Here is a 24,446-nt window from a genome sequence, read left to right on the forward strand (position 1 = left end):
GCTTAACGCTCGGCCTTGCTCTGGGTCTTGAGCGCCGATTCCTCGACCCGGCGCAGCAGATCCTTGAGCGTATTGATTTCCTCTGCCGACAGATTGGCCAGCACTTCCTTTTCGAATTCCACCGCCGACGGGGCGACATCGTTGAACAGGCGCTGACCTTCGGGCGTGAGAATCAGGTGGTGCGAACGTCCATCGTGTTCGTGCGGGGCGCGGGTGATCAGGCGGCGCTTGGCCAGGGCCTGAGCGGCGCGCGAAATGGTCACCTTATCCATGCCCGTGCGCTTGACCAACGCCTGCTGGGTCGACGGGCCGTCTTCGTTCAGCACCCAGATCAGCCGCCATTCCGGTATCTTAAGACCGTAGAGACTGTCATAGGCCGTCGAAATCAGCGCGCTGACGGCATTCGACGCCACGGAAAGCCTGTAGGGAAGATAGTTATCAAGCGAAAGCTTACTGTACGGCATACCGGTTTCCTGTCCTGAGGTTCCGGGAAGATGCGTCGTAACCGGACAAATATCAAATGAGTTTTTATTAATCCTTTATCCAAGGTGGCTAATGAAAACGCGATCGGCGTTATCGGATATCACGTCATTATTTCGCCACGACCGCAGCGCAGACAGCGCACACAATATTTTCGCGCTGCAACAGGCTGTGAGGCGACAAAGCGCCACGCACCTGATATGGGGGCGCGATCAGCGCGGCCACTGCGTTGAAAAGCCAAGGAAACGTTACGTTGCTTCGTCCCCTTTACGACTGGACCCTGAAACAGGCCGCCAAACCCAATGCCGAAAAGGTGCTGGCCGCGATTTCCTTCGCCGAAAGTTCGTTCTTCCCGATCCCGCCCGACGTCATGCTGGCGCCTATGGCGCTGGCCAAGCCGGAAAAAGCCTATCGCTTCGCCCTGATCTGCACGATCGCCTCGGTGCTGGGCGGTCTGTTCGGCTATGCCATCGGTTATTTCCTTGAACCGGTCGGCCTGTGGCTGCTGAAGATGATGGGCCATGGCGACGGTCTGGCGCACTTTCGCCATTTCATGGACGAATGGGGCATGTGGGTGATTCTCGGCAAGGGCCTGACGCCGATCCCGTTCAAGCTGGTCACCATCGCTTCGGGTCTGGCGCACTTCAATCTTGGTATGTTCATCTTCAGTTGCGTGGTGACGCGCGGCGCGCGCTTCTACCTGACCGCCTTCCTGCTGCAGCGTTTCGGCCCGCAGGCCAAGGAACTGATCGAAAAGCGCATCAATCTGGTTGCCGCCGTCTGCGTCGGCGTGCTGGTGCTGGGTATCGTGGCGATAAAGTTTATTTAAGCGCGATTGCCATTTCGGCGATCCCCTATAAACTGCGCCGCGATTGAATGCTTAAGGATTGACGATGAAGGCCGTACTGTTTTTTAGCCGCTGGTGGTCGGTCATCGCCCTGGTCAGCGCGCTGAGCCTTCTGGGCGCCGCCCATGCCTTTCAAACCTTCGGCGACCTCAATCCCTGTCACCTGTGCCTGAAACAGCGCGACATCTACTGGATCGCGGTCGGCGTGTCGCTGGTGGCGACCGTATGGGCGGTATTTACCGGTGCCAAGGGGCCGCCGCGCGTCTTCTCATTTGTCCTGTTCGCCATCTTCGCCACGGGATGCGCCATCGCCGTCTTCCACGCCGGCGGCGAGCTGAAATGGTGGGCCCTGCCCGCCACCTGCACCGGTTCGTCGGACGACGTGTCAATCGATTCGATCGCCGCCATGCTGTCGGGTGCCAATATCAAGGCGCCGCAGTGCGACGTTGTGGCCTGGAGCTTTCTCGGCCTGAGCATGGCAGGGTGGAATGCCGTGATTTCGGGTGTTCTGGCCGTTCTCAGCCTGATTGCTTCTCTGCGGCTGCAACTCTATTACCGCCTGTCCCAGCGTCAGGTGCGTAGCTAAGGATTCTTGTCTATGAGCGCCTTCCGAACCGTTCCCCCTAAGCCCGGCGCGGGCGAGCGCGAACGGCGGCTGCATGAGATCCTGCGCGTCGATCACGCCGGAGAACTGGCCGCCGTCCATATCTACCGCGCTCAGGCCGCGGTTTTTGGCGCGACACCGCAAAAGGCCCTGAGCGACGACCTCAAACGCATGGAAGGCGAAGAGCAGGTCCACCTCGACCGTTTTGAGTCACTGATGCGCGAACGTCAGGTACGCCCGACCCTGATGACACCCGTGTGGCGTCTGGCGGCGCTGGGCCTCGGGGCGACCACGGCCCTGCTTGGCGAAAAGGCCGCCCATGCCTGCACCGAAGCGGTCGAAAGCGTCATTTCCGACCACTATCAGGCCCAGATCGACGAGACCCGCGCCCGCGATCCGGAGTTGGCCGCCGAGCTTCAGCAGTTCCGCGACGACGAACTGCGCCACCACGACCACGCCATCGAGGAAGGCGCACACGAAGCGCCGCTCTATCCCCTGTTGTCGGCTGTGATCAAGGGCGGCTGCAAGCTGGCTATCCGGATCAGCGAAAAGATATGAGCCACCATGTCCCGAAACCGCCGCACCTCGCGTCCGATGTGCCGCTGGGGGCGCGCATGGCCGACAGGGTGGCCGCCGTCGTCGGTTCGTGGACGTTCCTGATCGTACAATCGGCGATCCTGTTAAGCTGGATCGTGCTCAACAGCATCGCCTGGATTCGGGGCTGGGACCCGTATCCGTTTATCCTGCTCAATCTGGTTCTGTCGTTTCAGGCGGCCTTCACCGCCCCAATCATCATGATGTCGCAGAACCGGCAGTCGGAGGTCGACCGGCAAAAGGCCGAGGCCGATTACCACGTCAACATCAAGGCCGAGGAGGATATCTGCGGCCTGCACGAGAAGATGGACCTGCTGCGTGAACAGGACGTGGCGCGGCTGATCGGCCTGCTGGAAACCGTGATCGAGGACAACCGTTCCTTACGCGAAGAACTGGCGAAGCGGGATTAATTCCCTTCGCCCTGTTTACGGGGAGAAGGTGGCGAGAAGCGACGGATGAGGGGCGAGTCACACAAGGAAAGTGGCCATTCCCCCTAACCCTCTCCCCGCACGCAGGGAGAGGGGATTATATTAAAACTGCGCCGTGATGTTCTGGCCGCCGCGATTGATCGTCACCACGTACCGGCCCTTGACCGATTTAAGCACCGTCTCAAGCTGCGCGGTCGAGGTGATCGCCTGACCATTGACGTCCTTGACGATATCGCCCGGACGGAAGCCCGCTGCCGCCGCGTAGGACCGGCCCGACAGGCTGTAGACCATGACGCCTTTCGACGCCGCGAAGGGATCGAGGCCCAGTTCATCGGCCACAGCCGGCGACAAATTGACCACGGTCGCCCCGGTTAGCGGGAAATTACCGGTCAGGGCGCGCTGATCTTTCGGCGCGCCGGTCGGGGCCACGACCCTGGCATTGAGATTGAGTATCTTCCCGGCCCGCACGACATTCAAGGCCGCATTGCCGTTGACGCCCAGCAGACTGACGCGATAGTTCAACGTCTTGGGGTCATTGACCGGCTCGCCATTGACGCTGAGGACGACGTCGCCGGTCTTCAGGCCCGCCTGATCCGCCGGACCGCCCGCATACACGTCGGAGACCAGGACGCCGTCGGGCTTGGACAGGCCCAGCGACCGCGCAATGTCGGAGGTCACCGGGTCGCCCTTGGCCCCCAGCCACGGCCGGACCAGGGTCGATTTGCCGCCGAGCGCCGTATCGACTGCCCGCTTCACCACGGCCGCCGGAATGGCGAAACCAACCCCGGCCGACGAGCCTGACCGCGACAGGATGAAGGAGTTGATACCGATCAGGTCGCCATCCATGTCGATCAGCGCCCCGCCGGAATTGCCGGGATTGATCGCCGCATCGGTCTGGATGAAGGCGCCTTCGGCATCGGTCGTACGATCCACTGCCGAAATGATGCCGTTGGTCACGGTCTGACCGACGCCGAACGGGTTGCCGATGGCCAGCACCAGATCGCCGACCTCAAGGTCGTGCCCGTCATCGACCTTGATCGTCGGAAACTTCTCCCCGTTGGCTTCCAGCTTGAGAATGGCCAGATCGGTACGCTCGTCCGCCAGCAGGACCTTGGCCGGGAATTCGCGGCGGTCGCTGAGGACGACCATCAGCTCCTGCCCGCCCTGCACGACGTGATTGTTGGTGACGATGATGCCGTCGCCGCGCACGATGACGCCCGACCCGAGCGATTTCTCGACGCGCGCCTGAGGCTGACCGCCGCCGAACATCTGCCAGAACGGATCGACCTGCTGACGCGTGATGCGCTGGGCATAGACATTGACCACGGCGGGGGCTGTTTGTTTGACCACGGGCGCGAAGGATGACTTCATCGTACCGGCGTCGCCCGGCACCTTGCGATTGGCGGGCGCCGGGGCTTCGTGGAAGCCCTGATAATCCTGCGACTTGCCCTCCCCCGGCGAACAGGCCGCCAGAAGTGCAAAGGCGGATACCATCAGGGCGGATTTCATCGTCATCGAAGCCATCTCTGTAAAGGTCGTCATGGCCTATAATGTAAAAACCATCGTGGCGACTTCAAGGCGCACTCAAAGAGGTCATTTTTTAAATACAAAGCTGGAAAGCGTTACAGATGCCGGTCGTACCGAAAGGTCCGGCTGCAATGTTTTTAAAAATATCGTAGCTGCCGCAAAACGTTCGTCTTCTTCTTTTGCCGGTACGAAACCTTTGAGAGACTGACCATTGAGAACCTGAGGAATGGACGGCGACCTCAACATTTTTCCGTCTTTGACAGCCTGAAACACCGTCGCTCGGTCTGCCGACGGGATAAGCGTGCCGACATAGACGACTTCACCTTCTGAAAGATGAAGTTTCAGAGTTTGCGCGTCGAGTATCAGATGCCAAGCGCCCTGAACCATAAAGGTTTGCAAGGTAATCTCGCCGACGGGCACATAGCCCGTAAGCCACCGACGACCCGTTGCAGAGTCGAAATAAGCGTCTCCATCTATAGTCGAAAATTTTTTGCGACCGTCCACTTCCGCGTAGAAGCTCAATGCATAAAAATTGGGCTGATTGTACTGCCAGTGAAAAAAATCAACGCGCTTTTTGAACTTATCCGGATTGGTTGCTTTTATAGCAGCCCACTCGGGATCGTCTTCGAGGCGTTGTGCCAACACCTTCCACTCTATGTAATCGGCATCCGCGACATCGAAAACGATGATTGCCCGATCCTTTTTAGGGGATAGCTTTGGCTGATCTTCGGCCAAGGCCAGCGTAGGTGCCAAAGATAAGACAAAAAGTAGCAGTGCAAATATACGGCGCATCGGCCCTCCTTAAAACAGCGGTTCGCCATCGTGGTGGATATTCGGCGCTTTTGGCGGCGCGGGTTCACCCTTGGCACGGTCCTTAACCCCCAGCGCCATCAGCAGCGCCACCAGCAGGGTCAACGCCGCCGCAAAGAAGGCCGCACCGCTCCACACCCTATCGACGCCGGGGCGCGTCATCACCGACAATATATAGCCGAAGACGAACGGCGCTATGATGCCCGACAGCGACATCAGGCTCGACAGCGCGCCTTGCAAGAGCCCCTGCTCGTCTACCTTGACCCGCGTCGTCATCAGCGATTGCAGGGCCGCATTGGTCATGCCCCAGAACCCCATCAGCGGGATCGAAAACAGGAAGATGTGCCAGTTGGTGTTGTAACCATAACTGATGAACCCCAGCAGACCGCACAGCAACCCCACCACCAGAGTGGCCTTCTCGCCGATGGTCCTGACGACGATGCCGGTCAGCCCCCCCTGCACGATGATCGCCCAGACGGCGTAATAGGCCATGGCCAGCCCCACCTCGCGCTGCCCCCAGCCCAGCCGGTAGCTGGCGTACAGCACAAACGTCGCCGGAATGACGTGGTGGGCGAAGTTCGATACCATGCTGATAAGAGCCATACGCATGACGCTTTTGGCGCGCCACAGGAACAGGATAGAGGCGACGGGATTGGCGTCTTTCAGACTGAACGGCTTGCGGTGGGCCTTGTCGAGCGATTCCGGCAGGACCAGCGCCCCGTAGATGGCGTTGACGAGACTGAGCAGACCCGCGACCCAGAACGGCAGGCGCAGGTCGATATCACCCAGCAAGCCGCCGAGCGTCGGCCCCAGTACGAAGCCCAGCCCGAAGGCGGCGCCGACATAGCCGTACATCTGCGCGCGCTCATCGGGTTCGGAAATATCGCTGATATAGGCGTAGGCCGTGGTGATCGACGACGAGGTCACGCCATTGAGCACCCGCCCGATCAGCAGGCACCACAGGTTGGGCGCAATCGCCATGATCAGATAATCGAGCGCCAGCCCCAGATTGGACAAAAGGATGATCGGTCGCCGCCCGAAGCGATCGGACAGGGCCCCTAAGATCGGCGAGCAACCGAACTGCGTCAGGCCCCACAGGCTGTTGAACAGGCCGCTCCACCACCCGGCCGCCGACACCGTGCCGACAAAACCCTGAATGAGGTGCGGCAGGACCGGAATGGCGATCCCCAGCGCCACCATATCGAGGCACACCGTGATAAAGATGAACAGGACGCCCGGTTTCAGGCGCTTATGATCCCCCCCCATGACAGCCTCAGTGCATCGATGCAGAAGGCGCGGCAGACCCCGGACGGATCACCGCCTTGACCGTGGTGCCGATCAGCAGGCCCGCGCACAGGATCGCCGAGGCCAGCACGAAACAGGCGCCGGCAAAAGCCAGTGGCAGGTGCGACGAGGTCGAGACCGCGAACACCGCGCCGAAGACGATGGGGGCAAAGATGCTGGCGGTCGACATCAGGCTCATATTGGCGCCTTGCAGCGTCCCCTGCTCCTGCGGCGCGACCTTCGACGTCATCAGGGCCTGCACCGACGGCCCGGCCAGTCCCCACAGGCTCATCAGCGGCACGAACAGGATATAGGCCTGCCAGGTCGGTGCCAGTCCGTAGCCCAGAAAGCCGATCACACCGAAGGTCAGGCCCAGCAGCATGGCCTTCTTCTCACCGACGGCCTTGACCACGCGACCGGTCAGCAGGGCCTGCACCACGGCACTGCATATGCCCACCCCGGCCAGAGTCCAGCCGACTTCCTTGGCCCCCCAGTTAAAGCGCAGGGCGGCATAAAGCACGAAGGTCGTCGGCAGAGCGCTATGGGCGAAATTGACCGTCAGATTGATCAGGGCCAGCCGCATCAGGTCGGCATTCTTCATCAGAAACTTCGCCGCACCCAACGGATGCGCGGTGCGGAACGAAAATGGCTTGCGGTTTTCGGGGCTGAGCGACTCCGGCAGGACGAAGAGACCATAGACGAAGTTCAGCAGGCTCAGGCCCGCTGCCACATAGAAGGGCAAACGCGGCTCGATATCCCCCAGCACACCACCCAGCAAAGGCCCCAGCACGAAGCCGACACCAAAGGCCGCCCCCATCAGACCGAAATACTTCGCCCGGTTTTCCGGCGCGGTGACATCCGAAATATAGGCATAGGCCGTCGAAATACTGGCCGAGGTGATGCCGTTGATCAGACGGCCCAGCAACAGCCAGCCGAGGCCCGGCGCCAGCGCCATCAGCAGATAGTCCGCGCCCAGCCCGAAATTCGACAGGAGGACGACCGGGCGGCGACCGAAACGATCCGACAGCGCCCCGATGACCGGCGAAGCGAAGAACTGCATCAGGCCCCACATCGAACCGAACAGGCCCAGCCAGTAGCCCGAGCGCGACACGTCACCGACAAAATCGGCGATCAGCGACGGCAGGACGGGAATGATCAGGCCCAGCGCCACGATATCGAGGCACACGGTGACAAAGATGAAAGGCACCGCGGCCTTATGGCGACGCGACAGGTCCGGGGCTTGGCTCACTTAGGGGGCTCGCGTTTGCGTAGATCGGGGCGACCTTCATAGGGGAATTCGATCGGCTTGGCTACTGCCTCAGGACGGGCGTCAGCGTCGCTATCCGACCATCGCTTTTCTCCGCTTTCAGACGCAACAGATGCATGACCAGGGGATAGACCGCCACATTGTCGAAGGTGTCCAGCCTGACCCCGGCCCTGATATCCGGCCCGAAAGCGATCAGGCACGTCGCCATTTCCGTCTCATACGGATCGTAGCCGTGGCTGCCGCCCTGAGGTTTCGGCATCCAGTTATCTTTCGACGGTGAGACGATATAACTGCCTGGGTTGGCGAGGCAGACAATCGCCGGGACGCGGACATGCGTGCCGTAATGGAATTTCGCGGGAATCTTTGCCTTGGGCCAGCAGGTCATATGGGCATGGGGCTTGAGCAGTATCGCATCCAGTTCGGCCTCATGCCCCTTCACATAGTTGAAACCAGCGATCTGACCCGACGGGACCAGTTCGTATATGCCCTGTGGCAACAGATCGGCAATCTTGATGAAGGTCTCCGGGCGGTGCTTAGTCATACCGTGATCGCCAACGATGATCAGATTGACCTTGCCCCACAGGCCGCGCTTCTGAAGATCGGCGATCAGATATCCAATCGCCGCATCGACGCTTTTCAACGCTGTATCCACTTCCGGCGCGTCGGGTCCGAAGTCGTGCCCGGCGTGATCGACATCGCTGAAATAGAGCGTCAGGGCGCGCGGTCGTTCGGCCTCGGGCACATCCATCCACGCCATGCCGCGCGTCACCACGTCCAGCGGCGGGACGTGGTCCTCGAACTTGGAATAGAGGCTCGGGCGCAGACCGTGGATTTCGGCTTCCGATCCCGGCCAGAACATCGTAGCGACGACCATGCCCTGCTCACGCGCGCTGACCCAGAACGGCTTGGCATCATTCCACCAGAAGCCGTCAGTCACCGCCTCATTATTCGACAGCTTGAAGGTCACGCCGGGTTTTCGCGCATCGCGCATGGTATTGCCGACGATACCGTGGTGATCGGGCCGCATCCCTGTCACCAGCGTATAGTGATTGGGAAAGGTCAGGCTGGGGAAGCTGGGGCGCATGGCGCCGGTAGCCCCGTTATCGGCCAGATATTTGAGGTTCGGCGTCAGGTCGCGGTCCATATAGTCGGCGCGCCAACCATCAATGGAAATCAGGATCAAGGTGTTCGGCGGACCTCTGTCCGCCATGGGTACCGTCGCGCAGGCCGACAGAAGGAGCAGGAAAAGCCCACTGATCCACAATTTCGCTGCCCGCATAAGCGACTCCTTACCGATAATTCCCTTAGCTTAGTTAAGAAGCACGACGGACGGATGACAAGCGAAACTGTTTCATTGACAACGAAAAAGCCCCCGGCTTCCACCGGAGGCTTTCAAATGGCTGTAAAGGCCTTGCGTTTAATCGCAGGCGCGCACGGCGTCGAGCACCGGCTGACTGTACGGTTCCACCTCGGACGCCGCCTGAACAGTGGCGTGGGTGTATTCCGTCATGGCTTCGGACGTGCTGATGGCACCCTCATATTCATAACGGTCGGCGAGAGTCTCTGTCGGCATAGTGAACCTCCTCGTCTGTTTGGAAAAACCGGTGGCGAGCGAAAGCGCTAAATCCACACTGGGACGATAGGGTATAAATCGCAAAGGACGAAGTCACATAAACGCCGCAATCGATCACAGCCGCGTTAACAGAAGTTTATAAAAGACTAAGGGCCGCTGACATCCGTCAACGGCCCTTATTGAATAACCCATTGAAGGGGTAATTCTTATTCTTCGCCGTCGGCTTCGACCGCGAAGACCGGGCCCGAATCCTTGCCCTTGGCGGTTTCATCACGATCGACGAATTCAATGACAGCCATGGCGGCGTTATCGCCGTGACGGAAACCGGCCTTCAGGATGCGGATATAGCCGCCGTTACGGTCGGCGTAGCGCTTGGCCAGCACATCGAACAGCTTGGCGACCTGCGGCACGTCGCGGACGCGCGAGATGGCGATGCGGCGGTCGTGCAGGGTGCCCGACTTGGCCAGCGTGACCAGCTTTTCGACGAAGGGACGCAGTTCCTTGGCTTTCGGCAGGGTGGTGACGATCTGTTCGTGCTTGATGAGCGAAGCCGACATGTTGGCGAACATGGCGATGCGGTGCGAGGTGGTGCGACCGAGCTTGCGGTAACCGGTACCGTGACGCATGAGAATTCTCCATAAGATCACGCCGCACACGGGCTGTGCGTGACCCCAAAAACGAGCCCGAAGACAAAGGTCAAAGGCCGACGGCCCCTGCCCGCTTCGAACGTCCATCACATGATGGAAATTACCGGGACAAGGTTTTGGTCTTTCCCGGTAAATGATCGGGCAAATTACCCTCTCATAAAAAGGCAAAGGCCCGAACCTTGCGGATCGAGCCTCTTTTAGTCTTGTCAGAAGTCTTAAATCTGATCTTCGAACTTCTTCGCCAGGTCTTCCACATTTTCGGGCGGCCAGTTCGGCACATCCATGCCGAGCGACAGACCCATCGAGGACAGAACTTCCTTGATTTCGTTCAGCGACTTGCGGCCAAAGTTCGGAGTACGGAGCATTTCCGATTCCGTCTTCTGGATCAGGTCGCCGATATAGACGATGTTGTCGTTCTTCAGGCAGTTGGCCGAACGGACGCTGAGTTCCAGTTCATCGACCTTCTTGAGCAGGGCCGGGTTGAACGGCAGCTCAGGCTTACCCTCTTCGACGACAGCCGGCTTCGGCTCTTCGAAGGTGATGAAGATCTGGAGCTGGTCCTGCAGGATGCGCGCGGCATAGGCCACGGCGTCCACCGGCGTCACCGCGGCGTTGGTTTCGACTTCCAGCACCAGCTTGTCGTAGTCGAGCGACTGACCCTGGCGGGTCGGCTCAACCTTGTAGGCGACCTTCTTGACCGGCGAATAGAGTGCGTCGACGGCGATAAGGCCGATGGGCGCGTCTTCCGGGCGCAGACGGTCGGCCGGGACGTAGCCCTTGCCGGTCTGAACGGTGAATTCCATGCGCACCGACGCACCTTCATCGAGGGTGCAGATCACGTGATCGGGGTTCAGCACTTCGATGTCCGACGGAACGTCGATCATGCCGGCGGTCACAGGACCGGCCGACGAGGCGCGCAGAACCATGCGCTTGGGGCCTTCCGCATGCATGCGGAGCGCCAGTTGCTTGATATTGAGGATAATGTCGACCACGTCTTCGCGAACGCCCTCGATAGAGGAGAATTCGTGAACGACACCGTCGATTTGGACCGCCGTCACCGCCGCCCCTTGCAGGGAGGAGAGGAGCACGCGGCGCAGAGCATTGCCGAGCGTCACGCCAAAGCCGCGTTCCAGAGGTTCCGCCACAAGACGCATCTTGCGCTGGGAATCCTGACCGGACTCGATTTGGGGCTTCTCGGGACGAATAAGCTGCTGCCAGTTTCTTTCGATCATTGCGTCCCTCAGACGAGAATGGTTGCCCCCGGCTTGCGGCCAGGGGCAACGGAAAAGGGGTAGAAGTAGGTATTAAACGCGACGACGCTTCGGCGGACGGCAGCCGTTGTGCGGGATCGGGGTCACGTCACGGATGGTCGTGATCGTGAAGCCGACGGCCTGCAGGGCGCGCAGAGCCGATTCACGGCCCGAACCCGGACCGGCGACGCTGACTTCCAGCGTCTTCACACCGTGCTCGATCGCCTTCTTGCCGGCGTCTTCGGCTGCAACCTGGGCAGCGTACGGGGTCGACTTGCGCGAACCCTTGAAGCCCATGTGACCGGCCGACGACCACGAAATCGCATTACCCTGCGCGTCCGTGATGGTGATCATGGTGTTGTTGAACGAGGCGTTGACGTGAGCCACACCCGAGGTGATGTTCTTGCGTTCGCGCTTTTTAACGCGTGAAGGTTCTTTAGCCATAGGTCAGAATCCCGCTTACTTCTTCTTGCCGGCGATGGGCTTCGCCGGACCCTTGCGGGTACGGGCGTTGGTGTGAGTGCGCTGACCGCGGACCGGCAGGCCCTTACGGTGACGCAGGCCGCGGTAGCAGGCCAGGTCCATCAGACGCTTGATGTTCATCGAGACTTCGCGGCGCAGATCACCCTCGACCAGATAGTCACGGTCGATGGTTTCGCGGATCTGCAGCACTTCGGCGTCCGAGAGCTGGTTGACGCGGCGGGCGTCTTCGATGCCCACCTTTTCCACGATTTCCTTGGCCTTTTGCTGGCCAATGCCGTGGATATATTGGAGCGCGATGAGAACGCGCTTGTTGGTCGGTATATTGACGCCTGCGATACGGGCCACGTCTGAATCTCCTGAACGTGTCTGACTTGCACGTTAAAATGCGAAAGGTGACACGCCAGCCACCCATGCAATCCATGTTTGGATCGTGGGATAACCGGGCGCCTTTCGCGGAAGCTGCCCCTTATACAGAGGGTTTCGCTCCCGTCAATGGGTAGGATTGAGATATTGTCAAGATTCAAACGTGAATCCCGATCATATCCCGGTGAGTAAGCGATTAAAGCGTTCCGGCAGGAGGTGAAGGCCATCCGAAGCGCTTTAGAGTAGAATTCCGGTTCACGCCGGAAGGATGATGAGCCCCGCCCTAAGGCGATTCTCATCGGTGGAAACCGAAGTTTCCGAAACTTTGTTTGCGCCTCATGTGTTTCCCAAAACCGGGAATCACTTTTGGGCATGAGGCTTTTAACTAACCAAGGCCGACAAAGCGGCTTCGACGCGCGCCGAGACCTCCTCGACCGACCCCATGCCGTCGACCTCGACCAGCTTACCCTGCGCCGCATAGTACGGCAGGAGCGGCGCGGTCTGGGCATTATAGGTCGCCAGACGGTCCTTGTAGGTCGCCGGATTGTCGTCCGAGCGGCCCTGTTCGGCAAAACGCTTTTCGATACGCTCGATCAGAGCGTTTTCATCGACCTTGAGACGCACAACCACATCGATCGGCGCGTCGCGCTCGATCAGGATGGCATCCAGCGCCTCGGCTTGCGCCAGGGTACGCGGGAAGCCGTCGAAAATGGCGCCGCCCGCCGCTTCTGCCGCCGGGAGGTTGGCCTTGATCAGGTCGATAACGATGTCGTCCGACACCAGACCGCCGATATCGAGGATCGACTTGACCTTCTGGCCCAGTTCCGATCCGGCAGCGATGGCCGCCCGCAGCATGTCACCGGTCGACAGCTGGACCAGATTGTGGGCGACGACGAGGCGCTTTGCTTGCGTTCCCTTGCCTGCGGCAGGCGGTCCGAAAAGAATGAGGTTCATCGGCCGCGCCCTCCCCGCGCTTTGGATTTCTTGATCAGGCCGTCATACTGGTGCGCCAGAAGATGCGACTGAATCTGCGCCACGGTGTCCATAGTCACGGTCACGACGATGAGGATCGAGGTGCCGCCGAAATAGAAGTTGTTGCCGAGGTTCGAGCTGAGGATTTCCGGCAGCAGGCAAACCGCGGTGATATAGGCGGCGCCGATGACGGTGATGCGCGTTAGGACGAAATCGAGATATTCGGCGGTGCGCTTGCCCGGGCGGATACCCGGCAGGAAGCCTCCGTACTTGCGCAGATTTTCCGCCGTCTCGTCCGGATTGAACACCAGCGAGGTGTAGAGGAAACAGAAGAAGATGATCAGGAAGGCATAGAGCGCGATGAACAGCGGTTGCCCGTGGTTCAGCATGGCGGTCACCGACGGCAGCCAGGACAGCCATTCCGGCACCTTGGTCGGATCCTTGGCCAGGAAGGCCGCCGCGGTCGTCGGCAACAGCAGGAGCGACGAGGCGAAGATCGGCGGAATGACCCCGGCGGTATTGACCTTGAGCGGCATGAAGGACGACTCGCCGCCCATGATGCGATTGCCGACCTGACGCTTCGGGTACTGCACCAGCAGACGGCGCTGCGAGCGTTCCATGAAGACGATGAAAACGATCGTGGCGACCAGCACCAGAACCAGCAACAACAGGATGCCCGCCGAAATCTGGCCTTCCTTCGACAAGGACAGCAGGTTGCCCATGGTGCGCGGCAGAACGGCGACGATACCGGCGAAGATGATCAGCGACGTGCCGTTGCCGACCCCGCGCGAGGTGATCTGCTCGCCCAGCCACATCAGGAACAGGGTGCCACCCGTGAGGGTGACAACCGAGGAAATGATAAACATCGGACCGGGATCGAGCGCCAGACCGTTGGCCTGCATCCCTGCGGCGATGGAGAAGGATTGCACCAGCGCCAGGATCAGCGCGAGGTAACGGGTATATTGGTTGAGCTGCTTGCGGCCGGCCTCCCCGCCCTCCTTCTTCAGCTTTTCCCACGGCGGATAGACCGACTGCATGAGCTGAACGATGATGGAGGCCGAGATATACGGCATGATGTTCAGGGCGAAGATCGCCATGCGCTCGACGGCACCGCCGGAGAACATGTTGAACATGCCGAGAATGCCCTTGGACTGCTCGGAAAACGACTGAGCGAAGGCGTTGATGTCGATGCCCGGAATGGGGATATAGGTCCCCAGACGATAGACGATCAAAGCCCCAAGGGTGAAAAGAAGACGTTTATGAAGCTCGGTCGCCTTGGCGAAGGAACCGAAATTCATATTGGCCGCTAATTGTTCAGCCGCAGATGCCATAAAAACCTCAAGTCATGGGCGGACGCGCGTTTGGCGATTCCAGCCCTTCGTGTACCACCCTTACGGGCCCCGCATCCCATTGTCAAAGCGGCGATTTGCCGACTTTAGTCGTGGGACTGGATCGCATATGGGCACGAGTGCCGCAAAATGCCGCGCTCAGGCGCATAACGCCTGAGCGCGTGACATTTTTGCTTAGGCTTCTTCGGTCTTGGCCGGACGCTTTTGCGTCAGCGAGCCACCGGCGGCCTCGACGGCCTTCACGGCCGACGCGGTGGCCGAATAGACCGACAGGGTCACCTTCGAGGTCAGTTCGCCTTCGCCCAGCAGACGCACGCCGTCCAGTTCACGACGGATGATACCCGCGGCCTTGAGGGCAGCGGCGTCAATCGGCGCCGATGCGTCGATCTTGCCCGCGTCGATCGCCTGTTGCAGGCGCCACAGGTTGACTTCGGCGAATTCCTTGCGGTTTAGGCTGTTGAAGCCGCGCTTCGGCATACGCATATAGAGCGGCATCTGGCCGCCTTCGAAGCCCAGCAGCGAAACGCCGGTACGGGACTTCTGACCCTTGACGCCGCGACCGGCGGTCTTGCCCTTGCCCGAACCCGGGCCACGGCCAACGCGCATGCGGCCCTTGGTCGAACCTTCGTTATCGCGGATTTCGTTCAGCTTGGTCATGTTGATTGCCTTTCTGACTAATTTAGCGCCGACGGAAACCGCCGACTCGGCTGAAATTGCGGAACTGTTAAGAAATACAGCTCTCATAAATAGCAAAACGCCCCGGCATTGCTGCCGGGGCGTCTAAACTTAATCGGTTAGTCCGACCTACTCGACGATTTCGATGAGGTGGGCGACCTTGGCGATCATGCCGCGAACCGAGGGGGTGTCTTCCAGGGTGGAGACGCGACCCATCTTGTTCAGGCCCAGACCGGCGAGCGTAGCGCGCTGGTCCTTGGTGCGGCGAATGGGCGAACCCGTTTGCTTGACAGTGACTTGAGCCATGATGATTAGCCCTCGATGGATTCAGGCGACGACGCGCCATCGTTGCGGCGGGTCAGGATGTCGCCAACCTTCTTACCACGCTTGGCGGCGATCTGACGGGGCGAAGACTGCACCTTCAGAGCCTCGAACGTGGCTCGCACCATGTTGTAGGGGTTCGACGAGCCGAGCGACTTGCCGACGACGTCGGAGACGCCGAGGGTTTCGAGCACGGCACGCATCGGACCGCCCGCGATCACGCCGGTGCCCGGAGGGGCCGCGCGGAGCTGGATCTTGCCGGCGCCCCAACGACCGTAGCCGTCGTGGTGCAGGGTGCGGGATTCGCGAAGCGGCACGCGGACGAGCGACTTCTTGGCTTCTTCGGTCGCCTTGCGGATGGCTTCCGGAACTTCACGGGCCTTGCCGTGACCGAAGCCAACGCGACCCTTTTGGTCACCGACGACCATCAGAGCGGCGAACGAGAAACGACGGCCACCCTTCACGGTAGCGGCGACGCGGTTGATGTGGACCAGCTTTTCTACGAACTCCGAAGGTTCTTCGGTACGATCGCGGCGGTCATTGCGGTTTTCGCTGGGACGAGCCATTGAATGTACCCCTTAGAAGTTGAGACCGGCTTCGCGCGCGGCATCCGCCAACGCCTTCACCCGGCCGTGATAGATGTAACCGCCACGGTCAAAGACGACGTCCTTGATACCGGCTTCGACAGCGCGCTGGGCAACCAGCTTGCCGACTTCGGCGGCGGCGGCGGCGTTCGAACCACGCTTGGCTTCCGCTTCCAGCGACGAGGCGGAGGCAACGGTCTTGCCGTTCAGGTCGTCGATGACCTGAGCGTAGATGTTCTTGTCCGAACGGAAGACCGACAGACGCGGGCGGCCGTTGGAGAGCTTCTTCAGGCGCGTACGGTTACGTTGCGCGCGACGAGCCATTTGTTCACGAGGAGAGAGAGCCATGACTTACTTCTTCTTCCCTTCCTTGCGGCGAACCTTCTCGCCGGCATAACGCACACCCTTGGCCTTGTAGGGCTCAGGCGGACGGATCTTGCGGATCTTCGCGGCCAGTTCACCGACGACTTGCTTGTCGATGCCCTGGATCTTGATTTCCGTTTGCTTCGGCACGACGAAGGTGACACCGGCGGGCGGCGCGACTTCGACGGGGTGCGAGAAGCCGAGCGACAGTTCCAGGTTCGCGCCCTTCATGGCGGCGCGGTAACCGACGCCGACCAGTTCGAGGCTCGATTCGAAGCCTTCGGTCACGCCCTTCACCATATTGGCGATCAGGGTGCGCGAAAGGCCCCACATCGAACGGTGACGCGCCGTTTCGCCACGGGGGGCGACGGACAGCGAACCCGCTTCCTGCTTCACTTCGATTTCTTCAACGACGGTCCAGTTCAGTTGACCCTTGGGGCCCTTGACCGTGATGGCTTGGCCATCGAGCGTGATGGTCACACCCGACGGCACTGCGATGGCTTTTTTACCAATCCGTGACATGGTCTTAATTTCCTAACAGCCGACGTCTTAGTAGACGCGGCAGAGGACTTCGCCGCCGACGTTGTTTTCGCGGGCTGCGTTGTCAGACATGACGCCCTTGGGCGTGGACAGGATCGAGATGCCGAGACCGTTCTTGACGGGCTTCAGATCTGCGATCGACGAATAGACGCGACGACCCGGCTTGGAGACGCGGGCGATGTCCGCGATAACCGGTTGATCGTCGAAGTACTTCAGTTCGATTTCGAACTGCGGGAACTCACCCGGCACTTCCAGCAGCTCGTAGCCGCGGATGTAGCCTTCGTCCTTGAGAACGTCGAGCACGCGGGCGCGCAGCTTCGAGGCGGGGGTGAGCACCTTGGAACGCTTGCGCATGGCGGCGTTCTTGATGCGGGCGATCAGGTCGCTCAGGGGATCAGAGATAAACATGTTTCGATCTTCCCTTACCAGCTGGCCTTGGTCATGCCGGGGATTTGACCCTCGTTGGCCAGCTTGCGCAGGCTAACGCGGCTCATGCTGAGCTTGCGGTAGAAAGCGCGCGGACGGCCGGTGACTTCACAGCGGTTGCGGATGCGGGTGGGCGCCGAGTTGCGGGGCAGCTTGGCGAGCTTGAGGCGGGCGGCGAAGCGCTCTTCCAGAGGAAGCGACTCGTCCACGGCGGCGGCCTTGAGGGCCTCGCGCTTGGCGGCGTACTTGTCGACGAGCTTCTTGACCATCTCGTTGCGGTTGACAGCAGATTTCTTAGCCATTGTCTTAATTTCTCCGCTTACGAGGTGAACGGGAACTGGAAGTGCTTCAGAAGCGCCTTGGCTTCTTTGTCGCTCTTCGCCGTGGTGCAGACAACGATGTCCATGCCCCACATCTGATCGATCTGGTCGTAGTTGATTTCCGGGAACACGATGTGTTCCTTCAGGCCCATGGCGTAGTTGCCACGGCCGTCGAACGAGTTACCGTTCAGACCACGGAAATCCTTCACGCGCGGCAGCGCGATCGTGATCAGGCGGTCGAGGAATTCGTACATACGATCCTTGCGTAGGGTGACCTTGGCGCCGATCGTCATGCCTTCGCGCAGCTTGAAGCCGGCGATGGACTTACGGGCCTTGGTTTCCGCCGGCTTCTGACCGGTGATGGCAGCGAGGTCGGCAACAGCGGCGCGGACCTTCTTGGAGTCGGCCACGGCTTCACCGATACCCATGTTCACGACGATCTTGTCGAGCTTGGGGACCTGCATTTCGTTCGTGTAGCCGAACTCTTCCTTAAGGGCGGCCCGGACGGTCTCCAGGTAAACGCTCTTCAGGCGCGGAGTGTACTTTTGATCAGCCATTGATGACAGCTCCCGTCGTCTTGGCGAAACGGACCTTCTTGTCACCTTCGATGCGGAAACCGACGCGGGTCGGCTTACCAGCGGCGTCGGCGATGGCGACGTTCGACAGGTGGAGCGAGGCTTCCTTGTTGATGATGCCGCCCTGCGGGTTCGTCTGCGAGGCGCGCGTATGGCGCTGGACGATGTTGATACCCTGAACGACGACGCGGTTCTCGGTCGGGAGAACCTTCAGGACGGTGCCCGAACGGCCCTTGTCCTTGCCCGTGAGGACGACGACCTTGTCGCCTTTTTTGATCTTAGCAGCCATAGCTTAGATGACCTCCGGCGCCAGCGAGATGATCTTCATGTGGTTCTTGGCGCGAAGCTCGCGCGGCACCGGGCCGAAGATACGCGTGCCGATAGGCTCGCTCGACTTGTTAACGATGACGGCAGCGTTGGTGTCGAAACGGATAACCGAGCCGTCCTTGCGCTGGATGTCCTTGGACGTGCGAACGACGATGGCGCGCAGAACGTCACCCTTCTTCACGCGACCACGGGGGATCGCTTCCTTAACCGAGACGACGATCAGGTCACCCACCGAGGCGTAACGGCGCTTGGAGCCGCCCAACACCTTGATGCACATGACCCGGCGCGCGCCCGAATTATCGGCAACGTCCAGATTAGTTTGCATCTGAATCATAATTCAAACTTTCCAAAATCTCGCAAAAGGCCCCTGCCCTTGCAGGCCGGGCTTTCCACGATAACGATAGAGATTCCGAGGAAGCGGGCCTTAAACCCTATTTCCCCGGAATAAGCAAACGGAAAAATGCCCGACGAAACGATCTGCCGTTATTTGGCAAAAGTTTCGCGAGCATTCCCCGAAATCAACGTCTGCGGAAGGTATTCCGAATGTGCCGGAACCAAACCACAAATGCTTAAATCAAGACTTAGGCAGCGTCCTTGGGAAGCACTTCCCAGGTCTTCAGCTTCGACTTGGGCGCGCATTCGATGATGCGGGCGGCGTCGCCGGTCTTGTAGGTGTTGTTCTCATCGTGGGCGTGGTAGCGCTTCGAAACGCGAACCGGCTTCTTGAAAAGCGGGTGCATAACGGTGCGTTCCACCTTTACGACGATGGTCTTGTTGCCCTTATCGGAAACAACCAGACCTTCAAGAATGCGCTTGGGCATGGTCTATTCCTTTTAGGCGGACTTCTGAGCGTTCAGAAGCGATTTGATGCGGGCGACGTCCTTGCGGATTTCGTTCACGCGGTGGGTCTTTTCCAGCTGGCCGGTGGCCTTCTGGAAACGCAGGTTGAACTGTTCCTTTTTGAGGTTCAGCAGTTCTTCCTGGAGCTGGTCCGAGGTCTTGCCCCGAAGATCGGCAATCTTGGTCATGATCTTACTCCGCAGCCGCCGCGATGCCGGCGTCGAGACGGGTCACGACGCGGGTGCTGACGGGCAGCTTCGCCGCACCGAGACGCAGGGCCTCACGCGCGATATCGTCCGGCACGCCGTCGATTTCAAAGAGGATACGACCGGGGGCCACGCGGGCCGCCCAGTAATCCACGGCACCCTTACCTTTACCCATCCGGACTTCGGCGGGCTTGCCCGTGACCGGGAGGTCAGGGAAGATACGGATCCACACGCGGCCCTGACGCTTCATTTGACGCGTGATGGCCCGACGGGCGGCTTCGATCTGACGGGCGGTCAGGCGCTCAGGCTCGACCGTCTTCAGACCGTAGGAACCAAAGTTCAGCGTATAGCCGCCCTTGGCATTACCGTGGATGCGGCCCTTGAAGGCCTTACGGTATTTTGTGCGCTTAGGAAGCAGCATAGCGATTAGGCCTCCTTATTGTTGCGATCGCGGCGCGGGCCACGGTTGTTACGGTCACCGCGCTCAGGACGCTCGTTGGACGACGGGCCAGAGGCTTCGTTCGCCCAGCGCTTGTCCTGCGCCATCGGATCGTGCTCCAGCACTTCACCCTTGAAGATCCACACCTTGACACCGATGATGCCGTAGGTGGTCAGGGCTTCGGCGAAACCGAAATCGATGTCGGCGCGCAGGGTGTGCAAAGGCACGCGGCCTTCACGGTACCATTCCATACGGGCGATTTCCGCACCGCCGAGACGGCCCGACAGGTTCATACGGATGCCCTTGGCGCCCAGACGCATGGCCGACTGGATCGAACGCTTCATGGCGCGGCGGAAAGCGACGCGGCGCTCCAGCTGCTGGCAGATCGATTCGGCGACCAGTTGCGAGTCGACTTCCGGCTTGCGGATTTCGACCAGGTTCAGGAACACTTCACCATCGGTGATGGCGGAGACGTCCTTGCGCAGCTTGTCGATGTCGGCGCCCTTCTTGCCGATCACGACGCCCGGACGGGCGGCGTAGATCGTCACGCGGCACTTCTTGTGCGGACGCTCGATGATGATGCGCGACACGCCGGCGGCGTTCAGCTTTTCCTTCAGAACCTTACGGATCTTCAGGTCCTGGTGAAGCAGCTTGGCATATTCCTGACGGGCAGCGAACCAGCGCGAATCCCAGGTGCGGTTGACGCCGAGGCGCAGACCGATCGGATTGACTTTCTGACCCATGTTATGCGGCCTCCGCGCCAGCTTCACGGACGACGATCGTCAGTTCCGAGAAGGGTTTCAGGATACGCGAAGAGCGACCGCGGGCGCGGGACGCAAAACGCTTCATGACGATGTTCTTGCCCACATAGGCTTCGGCAACGAACAGATTGTCGATGTCGAGGTTGTGGTTGTTTTCGGCGTTCGAAATCGCCGAATACAGGGCCTTGCGCACGTCACCGGCGATACGCTTGTGCGAGAATTCCAGCTCGTTCAGCGCGCGTTGAACCTTGAGGCCACGGATAGACTGGGCGACGAGGTTCAGCTTGTACGGGCTGATACGGATGGAAACCAGCTTGGCGCGGGCTTCGGTCGGCTTGACGCGACGCGGATTGGACGTTTGCGACATGCTTACTTCCTCTTCGCCTTCTTGTCAGCGGCGTGGCCGGGGAAGTTCCGCGTAGGCGAAAATTCACCAAGCTTCATGCCGACCATGTCTTCCGACACGAGCACGGGGACGTGCTTCTGACCGTTATAAACACCAAAGGTGAGCCCCACGAACTGGGGCATGATGACAGACCGGCGCGACCACGTCTTGATGACGTCCTTGCGACCGGAGTCCTGAGCCGTTTCCGCCTTCTTGAGAAGGTGGCCATCGACGAAAGGACCTTTCCATACGGAGCGAGCCATGGATTAGCGAGCCTTCTTAAGGTGACGCGAGCGGATGATGAATTTATCCGTCGCTTTGTTGGTACGGGTCTTGCGGCCCTTGGTCGGCTTGCCCCACGGGGTAACCGGGTTACGACCACCGGAAGTACGGCCTTCACCACCACCGTGCGGGTGGTCGATCGGGTTCATGGCCACGCCGCGGACGTGCGGGCGGAAGCCCATGTGACGCTTGCGACCGGCCTTGCCGAGGCTTTCGTTCATGTGGTCCGGGTTGGACACGGCACCGATGGTGGCCATGCAGGTGTCAAGCACCATGCGCAGCTCGCCCGAACCCAGACGGATCTGAGCGTAACCAGCGTCACGACCGACCAGCTGGGCGTAAGCGCCAGCCGAACGGGCCAGCTGACCACCCTTGAGGGGCTTCAGCTCGATATTGTGGATGATCGTACCGATCGGCAGGGCGCGCAGCGGAGCCGCGTTGCCGGGCTTCACGTCGACCTTTTCCGAAGCGATGACCTGATCACCGGCCTTCAGGCGTTGCGGGGCCAGGATATAGGCCTTTTCGCCGTCGGCATAGTTGACCAGCGCGATGAACGCGGTGCGGTTCGGATCGTATTCCAGACGCTCGACCGTACCGACGACGTCGAACTTGCGACGCTTGAAGTCGATGATGCGGTAAAGCTTCTTCGCGCCACCGCCACGGAAGCGGACGGCGATACGGCCACCGGCGCCACGACCGCCCGACTTCGTCAGACCTTCGACGAGCGACTTTTCCGGACGACCCTTGTGCAGTTCGGAACGGTCAACGAGAACCAGTTCGCGACGGCCGGGCGAGGTCGGATTAAAATGCTTCAAAGCCATTGTTAAAACCTCCCCTTACAGACCGGTGGTGATGTCGATCGATTGGCCCTCTTCGAGGGTGACAATCGCTTTTTTGACATCGTTGCGACGGCCCATGATGCCCTTGAAGCGCTTGGTTTTGCCCTTCGTGACCACCGTGTTGACCTTGACGACCTTGACGTTGAAGAGCGCTTCAACGGCCGAGGCCACTTCGTCCTTCGAAGCGTCCAGCGCCACCTTGAAGACGACCTTGTTCTGCTCCGAAAGCAGGGTCGACTTTTCAGTGATGTGCGGGCTCAGAAGCACGTCGTAATTGCGAATAGTAGCAGCCATAACGATTAGGCCTCCACTTTGAAGCGGGCTTCGATCGCTTCAACCGCCGACTTCGTCAGAACCAGCGTCTGGCGGCGCAGGATGTCGTAGACATTCAGGCCAGCCGACGGCAGGACGTCGATGTTCGGGATGTTGCGCGAAGCGAGGGCGAAGTTGGTGTCAACTTCCGGACCCGCGATGAACAGAGCGTTCTTCAGGCCGAGCGTTTCGAACTGGGCGCGAAGAGCGGCGGTCTTGGGAGCGGCCAGGACGGCCTGATCGAGAACGATCAGCGAGCCGGACTTGACCTTCGACGACAGAGCGTGACGCAGGCCCAGAGCACGGACCTTCTTCTGCAGGTCGAACGCATGCGAGCGAACGACCGGACCGAAGGCGCGCGAACCGCCGACGAATTGCGGGGCACGGCGCGAACCGTGACGAGCGCCGCCGGAGCCCTTTTGCTTGTACATCTTCTTACCCGTACGAGAATTCTCGTTGCGGGTCTGAACCTTGTGCGTACCGGCACGGCGCTTGGCCAGCTGCCAGTTGACGACGCGGGCCAGGATGTCCGAGCGGATCTCGTCGATGCCGAAGACGGCGTCGGACAGATCGATCGAACCGGCCTTGCCGTTGTCGAGGGTGATGACTTCGAGTTTCATGATTATTCAGCTCCCTCTTCTTGAGCAGGAGCTTCCTCAGCTTGAACCGGGGCCGTGTCGGCCACAGCAGCCTTCTTCAGACCAGCCGGGAACGGCAGACCCGCAGGAGCGGCCTTCTTGACGGCGTCGCGGATCTTCACGAACGAACCTTCCGCACCCGGGACAGCGCCACGGATGAAGATCAGGCCGCGCTCGGCGTCCACGCGAACGACTTCGAGGTTGAGGGTCGTGACGGTTTCGACACCGTAGTGACCGGCCATCTTCTTACCCGGGAAGGTACGGCCCGGATCCTGACGGTTACCCGTCGAACCGTGGGCACGGTGAGAGACCGAAACACCGTGGGTGGCGCGCATGCCGCCGAAGTTCCAGCGCTTCATGGCACCGGCAAAACCCTTACCGATGGTCGTGCCCTGGATGTCGACCTTCTGACCTTCGGCGAAGTGATCGGCCGACAGTTCAGCGCCGACTTCGACGAGAGCGTCTTCCGACACGCGGAATTCAGCGAGGATCGCCTTGGGCTCGACCTGCGCCTTGGCGAAACGCACGCGCTCGGGGTTCGAGGTGTTCTTGGCTTTCTTGGCACCGGCGCCCAGTTGCAGCGCGGTGTAGCCGTCCTTGTCCTTCGTACGCTGAGCGACGACCTGACAGCCTTCGAGCGAGAGAACGGTGACGGGAGTGTGCAGGCCCTGCGCGTCGAAATAACGCGTCATGCCCAGCTTCTTGGCGAGTAGACCGGTTCTTTTCATGGTCCGGCCCCTTAAATCTTGATCTCGACGTCCACGCCAGCGGACAGGTCGAGCTTCATCAGCGCGTCAACGGTCTGCGGGGTAGGATCGACGATATCGAGCACGCGCTTGTGCGTACGGATTTCGAATTGTTCACGGGACTTCTTGTCGACGTGCGGCGAACGGTTCACGGTGAAGCGTTCAATCAGCGTCGGCAGGGGGATGGGTCCCCGCACGGTGGCACCGGTGCGCTTGGCCGTATTTACGATTTCGCGTGTGGAATGATCCAGTACGCGGTGATCGAAGGCCTTGAGCCTGATGCGGATATTCTGACGATCCATATCGCTCTTATTCCAAGTTAAAGGGTTTGCGTATCCCGCGTCCGTTGAACCATTTCAAAGACCGGCTTCGACCCCGAAATGAGACCG

General features: G+C 60.3%; 38 protein-coding genes. 4 read left to right on the forward strand and 34 right to left on the reverse strand.

Features of this window, described 5'->3' with window-relative positions:
* Positions 1-2: 2 nt before the first annotated feature.
* Positions 3-464: a MarR family winged helix-turn-helix transcriptional regulator gene (locus PQU92_RS03345; RefSeq protein ID WP_272746801.1), complete on the reverse strand. Its 462-nt coding sequence runs from the start codon at positions 462-464 to the stop codon at positions 3-5.
* A gap of 269 nt (positions 465-733) precedes the next feature.
* Here PQU92_RS03345 and PQU92_RS03350 point away from each other — a divergent pair, with 269 nt between their 5' ends.
* From PQU92_RS03350 to PQU92_RS03365, 4 genes are all read left to right on the forward strand, one after another.
* Entirely contained in the window at positions 734-1,309 is a 576-nt protein-coding gene (locus PQU92_RS03350) for a YqaA family protein (protein ID WP_272746802.1), read from the forward strand.
* A 64-nt stretch (positions 1,310-1,373) separates the two neighbouring features.
* The gene (locus tag PQU92_RS03355; protein WP_272746803.1) at positions 1,374-1,913 is read left to right on the forward strand and encodes a disulfide bond formation protein B; all 540 of its coding nucleotides are present in this window, start codon (positions 1,374-1,376) and stop codon (positions 1,911-1,913) included.
* A 12-nt stretch (positions 1,914-1,925) separates the two neighbouring features.
* On the forward strand, positions 1,926-2,489 hold the full coding sequence (locus PQU92_RS03360) for a demethoxyubiquinone hydroxylase family protein (RefSeq protein WP_272746804.1): 564 nt from the start codon (positions 1,926-1,928) through the stop codon (positions 2,487-2,489).
* A complete protein-coding gene (locus PQU92_RS03365; RefSeq protein ID WP_272746805.1) occupies positions 2,486-2,935 on the forward strand; it encodes a DUF1003 domain-containing protein in 450 nt (149 codons plus the stop codon). Before PQU92_RS03360 ends, PQU92_RS03365 begins: the two co-directional genes overlap by 4 nt.
* Positions 2,936-3,055: 120 nt before the next feature.
* Here PQU92_RS03365 and PQU92_RS03370 read toward each other — a convergent pair whose 3' ends face one another.
* The 33 genes from PQU92_RS03370 to rpsJ all read right to left on the reverse strand — a co-directional run bounded on the left by PQU92_RS03370 (position 3,056) and on the right by rpsJ (position 24,359).
* Complete coding sequence (locus tag PQU92_RS03370) at positions 3,056-4,468, reverse strand: Do family serine endopeptidase (protein ID WP_272746806.1); 1,413 nt, start codon at positions 4,466-4,468, stop codon at positions 3,056-3,058.
* A gap of 78 nt (positions 4,469-4,546) precedes the next feature.
* Positions 4,547-5,272, reverse strand: coding sequence for a hypothetical protein (locus tag PQU92_RS03375; RefSeq protein ID WP_272746807.1), 726 nt, complete (start codon positions 5,270-5,272; stop codon positions 4,547-4,549).
* A 9-nt stretch (positions 5,273-5,281) separates the two neighbouring features.
* Positions 5,282-6,556 (reverse strand): MFS transporter, encoded by a 1,275-nt coding sequence (locus tag PQU92_RS03380; RefSeq protein WP_272746808.1) that lies wholly within the window; start codon positions 6,554-6,556, stop codon positions 5,282-5,284.
* A 7-nt stretch (positions 6,557-6,563) separates the two neighbouring features.
* Positions 6,564-7,823, reverse strand: a complete 1,260-nt coding sequence (locus PQU92_RS03385; protein WP_272746809.1) for a TCR/Tet family MFS transporter — start codon at positions 7,821-7,823, stop codon at positions 6,564-6,566.
* 61 nt (positions 7,824-7,884) lie between these two features.
* On the reverse strand, positions 7,885-9,120 hold the full coding sequence (locus tag PQU92_RS03390; RefSeq protein WP_272746810.1) for an alkaline phosphatase family protein: 1,236 nt from the start codon (positions 9,118-9,120) through the stop codon (positions 7,885-7,887).
* 138 nt (positions 9,121-9,258) lie between these two features.
* On the reverse strand, positions 9,259-9,414 hold the full coding sequence (locus PQU92_RS03395; protein WP_272746811.1) for a hypothetical protein: 156 nt from the start codon (positions 9,412-9,414) through the stop codon (positions 9,259-9,261).
* Positions 9,415-9,620: 206 nt separating this feature from the next.
* Complete coding sequence (gene rplQ / locus PQU92_RS03400) at positions 9,621-10,040, reverse strand: 50S ribosomal protein L17 (RefSeq protein ID WP_023463836.1); 420 nt, start codon at positions 10,038-10,040, stop codon at positions 9,621-9,623.
* Positions 10,041-10,276: 236 nt separating this feature from the next.
* Positions 10,277-11,293 carry a DNA-directed RNA polymerase subunit alpha gene (locus PQU92_RS03405; protein WP_023463837.1) on the reverse strand — a complete coding sequence of 339 codons (1,017 nt, stop codon included), beginning with the start codon at positions 11,291-11,293 and terminating at the stop codon, positions 10,277-10,279.
* A 72-nt stretch (positions 11,294-11,365) separates the two neighbouring features.
* Positions 11,366-11,755 (reverse strand): 30S ribosomal protein S11, encoded by a 390-nt coding sequence (gene rpsK / locus PQU92_RS03410; protein ID WP_013478481.1) that lies wholly within the window; start codon positions 11,753-11,755, stop codon positions 11,366-11,368.
* Between the two features lie 15 nt (positions 11,756-11,770).
* Positions 11,771-12,139 (reverse strand): 30S ribosomal protein S13, encoded by a 369-nt coding sequence (gene rpsM, locus PQU92_RS03415; protein WP_272746812.1) that lies wholly within the window; start codon positions 12,137-12,139, stop codon positions 11,771-11,773.
* Positions 12,140-12,538: 399 nt separating this feature from the next.
* Positions 12,539-13,111, reverse strand: a complete 573-nt coding sequence (locus PQU92_RS03420) for an adenylate kinase (protein ID WP_272746813.1) — start codon at positions 13,109-13,111, stop codon at positions 12,539-12,541.
* Positions 13,108-14,460, reverse strand: coding sequence for a preprotein translocase subunit SecY (secY, locus tag PQU92_RS03425; protein WP_272746814.1), 1,353 nt, complete (start codon positions 14,458-14,460; stop codon positions 13,108-13,110). The genes PQU92_RS03420 and secY overlap by 4 nt, the downstream gene beginning before the upstream one ends.
* A 192-nt stretch (positions 14,461-14,652) precedes the next feature.
* On the reverse strand, positions 14,653-15,135 hold the full coding sequence (gene rplO / locus PQU92_RS03430; protein ID WP_272746815.1) for a 50S ribosomal protein L15: 483 nt from the start codon (positions 15,133-15,135) through the stop codon (positions 14,653-14,655).
* 147 nt (positions 15,136-15,282) lie between these two features.
* Complete coding sequence (gene rpmD / locus PQU92_RS03435; protein WP_013478476.1) at positions 15,283-15,459, reverse strand: 50S ribosomal protein L30; 177 nt, start codon at positions 15,457-15,459, stop codon at positions 15,283-15,285.
* A gap of 5 nt (positions 15,460-15,464) precedes the next feature.
* Entirely contained in the window at positions 15,465-16,040 is a 576-nt protein-coding gene (rpsE, locus tag PQU92_RS03440) for a 30S ribosomal protein S5 (protein ID WP_023463843.1), read from the reverse strand.
* A gap of 12 nt (positions 16,041-16,052) precedes the next feature.
* Positions 16,053-16,406: a 50S ribosomal protein L18 gene (rplR, locus tag PQU92_RS03445; protein WP_272746816.1), complete on the reverse strand. Its 354-nt coding sequence runs from the start codon at positions 16,404-16,406 to the stop codon at positions 16,053-16,055.
* Between the two features lie 3 nt (positions 16,407-16,409).
* A complete protein-coding gene (gene rplF, locus PQU92_RS03450) occupies positions 16,410-16,943 on the reverse strand; it encodes a 50S ribosomal protein L6 (protein WP_272746817.1) in 534 nt (177 codons plus the stop codon).
* A gap of 27 nt (positions 16,944-16,970) precedes the next feature.
* Positions 16,971-17,369: a 30S ribosomal protein S8 gene (gene rpsH, locus PQU92_RS03455; protein WP_023463846.1), complete on the reverse strand. Its 399-nt coding sequence runs from the start codon at positions 17,367-17,369 to the stop codon at positions 16,971-16,973.
* 14 nt (positions 17,370-17,383) lie between these two features.
* Positions 17,384-17,689 (reverse strand): 30S ribosomal protein S14, encoded by a 306-nt coding sequence (gene rpsN / locus PQU92_RS03460; protein ID WP_272746818.1) that lies wholly within the window; start codon positions 17,687-17,689, stop codon positions 17,384-17,386.
* Between the two features lie 17 nt (positions 17,690-17,706).
* Positions 17,707-18,264, reverse strand: coding sequence for a 50S ribosomal protein L5 (gene rplE, locus PQU92_RS03465; protein WP_272746819.1), 558 nt, complete (start codon positions 18,262-18,264; stop codon positions 17,707-17,709).
* A complete protein-coding gene (gene rplX / locus PQU92_RS03470; protein ID WP_272746820.1) occupies positions 18,257-18,571 on the reverse strand; it encodes a 50S ribosomal protein L24 in 315 nt (104 codons plus the stop codon). Before rplX ends, rplE begins: the two co-directional genes overlap by 8 nt.
* A 3-nt stretch (positions 18,572-18,574) precedes the next feature.
* Positions 18,575-18,943: a 50S ribosomal protein L14 gene (gene rplN / locus PQU92_RS03475; protein ID WP_192619727.1), complete on the reverse strand. Its 369-nt coding sequence runs from the start codon at positions 18,941-18,943 to the stop codon at positions 18,575-18,577.
* A 247-nt stretch (positions 18,944-19,190) separates the two neighbouring features.
* Positions 19,191-19,430: a 30S ribosomal protein S17 gene (rpsQ, locus tag PQU92_RS03480; protein ID WP_272746821.1), complete on the reverse strand. Its 240-nt coding sequence runs from the start codon at positions 19,428-19,430 to the stop codon at positions 19,191-19,193.
* 12 nt (positions 19,431-19,442) lie between these two features.
* The gene (gene rpmC / locus PQU92_RS03485) at positions 19,443-19,637 is read right to left on the reverse strand and encodes a 50S ribosomal protein L29 (protein ID WP_023463852.1); all 195 of its coding nucleotides are present in this window, start codon (positions 19,635-19,637) and stop codon (positions 19,443-19,445) included.
* Between the two features lie 4 nt (positions 19,638-19,641).
* Positions 19,642-20,076 carry a 50S ribosomal protein L16 gene (gene rplP / locus PQU92_RS03490; RefSeq protein WP_272746822.1) on the reverse strand — a complete coding sequence of 145 codons (435 nt, stop codon included), beginning with the start codon at positions 20,074-20,076 and terminating at the stop codon, positions 19,642-19,644.
* Positions 20,077-20,081: 5 nt separating this feature from the next.
* Positions 20,082-20,837, reverse strand: coding sequence for a 30S ribosomal protein S3 (gene rpsC / locus PQU92_RS03495; protein ID WP_272746823.1), 756 nt, complete (start codon positions 20,835-20,837; stop codon positions 20,082-20,084).
* A gap of 1 nt (position 20,838) precedes the next feature.
* Positions 20,839-21,222, reverse strand: a complete 384-nt coding sequence (rplV, locus tag PQU92_RS03500; protein WP_023463855.1) for a 50S ribosomal protein L22 — start codon at positions 21,220-21,222, stop codon at positions 20,839-20,841.
* 2 nt (positions 21,223-21,224) lie between these two features.
* Positions 21,225-21,503 carry a 30S ribosomal protein S19 gene (gene rpsS / locus PQU92_RS03505; RefSeq protein ID WP_023463856.1) on the reverse strand — a complete coding sequence of 93 codons (279 nt, stop codon included), beginning with the start codon at positions 21,501-21,503 and terminating at the stop codon, positions 21,225-21,227.
* Between the two features lie 3 nt (positions 21,504-21,506).
* On the reverse strand, positions 21,507-22,343 hold the full coding sequence (gene rplB, locus PQU92_RS03510; protein WP_272746824.1) for a 50S ribosomal protein L2: 837 nt from the start codon (positions 22,341-22,343) through the stop codon (positions 21,507-21,509).
* A gap of 15 nt (positions 22,344-22,358) precedes the next feature.
* Positions 22,359-22,655 carry a 50S ribosomal protein L23 gene (locus PQU92_RS03515; protein ID WP_023463858.1) on the reverse strand — a complete coding sequence of 99 codons (297 nt, stop codon included), beginning with the start codon at positions 22,653-22,655 and terminating at the stop codon, positions 22,359-22,361.
* A gap of 5 nt (positions 22,656-22,660) precedes the next feature.
* Positions 22,661-23,293, reverse strand: coding sequence for a 50S ribosomal protein L4 (gene rplD, locus PQU92_RS03520; RefSeq protein WP_272746825.1), 633 nt, complete (start codon positions 23,291-23,293; stop codon positions 22,661-22,663).
* A 2-nt stretch (positions 23,294-23,295) separates the two neighbouring features.
* Positions 23,296-24,039, reverse strand: a complete 744-nt coding sequence (gene rplC, locus PQU92_RS03525) for a 50S ribosomal protein L3 (RefSeq protein WP_023463860.1) — start codon at positions 24,037-24,039, stop codon at positions 23,296-23,298.
* 11 nt (positions 24,040-24,050) lie between these two features.
* On the reverse strand, positions 24,051-24,359 hold the full coding sequence (gene rpsJ, locus PQU92_RS03530) for a 30S ribosomal protein S10 (RefSeq protein WP_006273890.1): 309 nt from the start codon (positions 24,357-24,359) through the stop codon (positions 24,051-24,053).
* Positions 24,360-24,446 lie beyond the last annotated feature (87 nt).

The organism is Asticcacaulis aquaticus, assembly GCF_028550415.1.
Classification (GTDB): Bacteria; Pseudomonadota; Alphaproteobacteria; order Caulobacterales; family Caulobacteraceae; genus Asticcacaulis; species Asticcacaulis aquaticus.